Here is a 3,300-nt window from a genome sequence, read left to right on the forward strand (position 1 = left end):
GCTGTGTATAAGAGACGGGCGGCGGGCGGCGGGCGCGGCGCGGCCGGGCGTTGCGCCAGCGCCGGCGTCGCGGACAGCAGCAGCGCCAGCAGCGCGCCGCCGATGCGCGGCGCCAGCACTTCCGACCGCCGTTCGACGGCGACGGGCGCGACCGGCGCGCGCACCGAATCGCGGCGTGCGCGCCGCGCGCGCCACCAGGCGAAGGACAATTGCGACCGGCCGGTGAAGACCGCGCCCACCGTCGCCACCACTTCCAGCAGCGAGCGCAGCGGGCGGTCGGGGCGATGCTGGTCCCAGGCGAGCCAGGCATCGGCGCGGCCGAACACGGCGCGCACCACGGCGGTCTCCTCCGCGATGGTGCGGGCCAGGAAGGCGAGCTGCACCTCGTCGCCGACGATGCGCAGGAAGCTCGCGGCGATGACGATGGTCTCCTCGCCCATCGGCATCTCGACCCGCAGCTCGGTGTTCTCGGGAAGCTCCGGCATGCGGGCCACGACCAGCCCGGCGCCGCCCAGCGAAAGGTCGTGCGTGCGGGCATCCACGCGCCGCCCGTCAGGCAGCACCAGCACGGCGGGCAGCGCGACCTCGATGCGTGCGCGCGCGCGCAACTGCCGCCGTTCGCGCCCCGCGGCGACCGAGGCCAGCACCGGCACCAGGCACAGCAGCGCCCAGATGCCGTTCAGCAAGAAGGCCTGGCCCTCGATGCTGCCCCAGGGGTTGGTCGCGACGCCGTGGATGCCGGCGCCGACGCCCAGCGCGAGCAGCACCCCGAGCACCAGGCTCGGCCACACCGCGCGGTAGTCGAAATAGCCGTCGGGCAGCAGCCCGCCTTTCTCGGTCACGTTGAACTTTCCCTTGCGCGGGTCGAGCAGCGTCGCGAGCGTCACCGGCACCAGCCACAGCGCGAGCACGGTCTCGTAGATTTCCGACCAGAAGGAATGCCGCACGCCGCCCGCCACGCGCGACCCGGTGGCGACCGCGTGGAAGATGTGCGGCCCGGCATAGGCGATGATCGCGAGCGGCGAGGCCGCGATGACGCTGTGCCCCAGCAGCAGGAAGGCCAGCGGCGCGGTGAGGAACACCACGCGCGGGATGGCGAACATGAAGTGGAACATCGCGCTGAAGTAGCAAAGCCGCTGCCACAGGTTCAGCCCGCGCCCGGTCAGCGGATTGTCGATCCGCAGGATCTGTAGCATGCCGCGCGCCCAGCGCATGCGCTGGCCGATGTGGATCATCAGCCGGTCGGTGGCCAGGCCCGCGGCCAGCGGCACGCGCAGATACGCCGTGTTCCAGCCCAGCCGCTGCATCTTCAGCGAGGCGTGGCAATCCTCGGTCACCGTCTCGGTCGGCACGCCGCCGGCCTGTTCGATGGCGCTACGCCGCAGCACCGCGCAGGAGCCGCAGAAGAAGGTCGCGTTCCACAGGTCGTTGCCCGGCTGCACCAGGCCGTAGAACATCAGGCCTTCATTGGGCACGTCGCGGCCGTTCGAAAGGTTCCTCTCGAACGGGTCGAGCGAATAGAAATGATGCGGCGTCTGCAGCATGCCGAGCTTCGGGTCGCGCAGCATCCAGCCCATCGTCATCTGCAGGAAGGCGCGCGTCGGCGCGTGGTCGCAGTCGAAGATGGCGATGTATTCGCCCTCGGTGTGCTTCATCGCGTGGTTCAGGTTGCCGGCCTTGGCCCCCTTGTTGTCGGGGCGGATGATGTAGCCGGCGCCGCATTGTTCGGCGAAGTCGCGGAATTCGGGGCGGCGGCCGTCATCCAGGATCCATACGCGCAGCTTGTCGGCCGGCCAGTCCATGGTCAGCGCCGCCAGCACGGTGGAGCGCACCAGCTCCAGGTCCTCGTTGTAGGTCGGGATATAGACGTCCACGCTCGGCCAGGTGGACGGGTCGTCGGGCAGCGGCACCGGCTTGCGGTCGAGCGGCCAGAGCGTCTGCAGGTAGCCCAGCAGCAGCGCCATGACGGCATAGAGTTCCGCCAGCACCAGCCCGACCATGAAGAAGCCCTGCCAGAAGCCTTCGGGCTCGACGGTGTCGGCGATGCGCCAATGGATGTAGCGCAGCGACACCAGGCAGGAGATCACCGCGAGCAGGATGGTCACCTGCCGCGACTTGAAGCGGTTCAGCACCAGGAAGGCGACGATGCCCCCGATCGCCAGCAGCGCCTGGTCCTCGGCCGCGAGCGGCGCGACCATCACCGCCCAGGCGACGACCAGCCCGACCAGTACGAAGGCCGTGCGCAGGATCAGCGTGCCGGTCATGTCCGCATCCACGGGAACAGGGGCGAGGCGATCGGCGCCGCCGCGGCGGGCGCCGGCGGCGGCAGGTCGCGCAGGATGGTGGCGGCAAGGTCGGCCACATCGCGCGCGGCGGGGCTGGAGGGCGCATGGGTGACCACCGGGCGCTGGCAGGCCAGGGCCTCGGCCACCGCGTCGTCGCGCGCCACGGCGCCGACCAGCCGGGGGCCGAGATGCCCCGCAAGCCCCTCCGCCGCGGCGAGCGACAGCCGCGAATGGCGGTCGACCTGGTTGAGCACGATGCGCAGGCGCGGCCCGGTCAGGCTGCCCAGCGTGCCGCCGCCGAGGAAGCGCCCGCTTTCGATGTCGGGCAGCAGGGCGGTGCTGGCGGCATCGGCCAGCAGCACTACCAGCAGCATCGCGGCCTGCGGCGCCAGCGCCTGCAGCGCGCCGGAGGCCCCGGGCGGCGTATCCGCCAGCACCAGCACGGACGGGTCGGCCAACATGGCGCGGATCGGCGCGCCCAGCAGGTCCGGGTCGGCGGCGAGGGCGGCGGCGGCGGCCAGCGCGCCGCGCAGGTCGGTCTCCCCATGCGGCAGCAATTCGGGCCCGGCGGGCGTGGCGCGCAGCGCGCTGCGCCAATCCGGGCGTTCGGCGATGCGTGCGAGGAAGCCGGCGGTATCGTGCAGCGGCAGGCCCAGGTGCAGCCGCAGCGCGTTCTGCGGGTCGCAGTCGATGGCGATGACGCGCCGGCCGGTGCGGCGCAGCGCGTCGCTCAGGGCGGCGACGAGGGAGGTTTTGCCGACACCGCCCTTGGGCGAGGCGACACAGATCAGGGCCATGCCGGTCAGCGCCCCTGCGCGGCGCGCAGGCCGAGGAAGGCGAGCGTCGGCGCCGGCGCCGCTGCGGCATCCGGCGCGGCGGCCCGGCCGAGCGCGGCGGCGATCAGCGGGAACTCCATCGGGCGCGGCGCGTGCGGCGGCGGCGGCACCGCGGCCGGCACCGGCTGCGGCTGCTGGGCGCTGGCCGGCAGGGGCAGCGGGATGGCGGCTGTCCCTTG

Annotated in this window: 2 protein-coding genes and 1 pseudogene; all 3 read right to left on the bottom strand. The window is 72.8% G+C overall.

Annotation, left to right across the window (positions count from 1 at the left end; translation table 11 throughout):
* Window positions 1-2,264: UDP-forming cellulose synthase catalytic subunit (gene bcsA, locus LQ222_RS26055; RefSeq protein ID WP_230169793.1), on the bottom strand; the 2,264-nt coding region annotated here is incomplete at its 3' end.
* Window positions 2,261-3,082: a cellulose biosynthesis protein BcsQ gene (gene bcsQ / locus LQ222_RS26060; protein WP_230169794.1), complete on the bottom strand. Its 822-nt coding sequence runs from the start codon at window positions 3,080-3,082 to the stop codon at window positions 2,261-2,263. The genes bcsQ and bcsA, both read right to left, overlap by 4 nt.
* A gap of 5 nt (window positions 3,083-3,087) precedes the next feature.
* Window positions 3,088-3,300: pseudogene (locus tag LQ222_RS26065) on the bottom strand (hypothetical protein); the annotation flags it as partial.

Origin of the sequence: Roseomonas sp. CECT 9278 (assembly GCF_918698155.1) — a bacterium.
GTDB lineage: Bacteria > Pseudomonadota > Alphaproteobacteria > Acetobacterales > Acetobacteraceae > Neoroseomonas.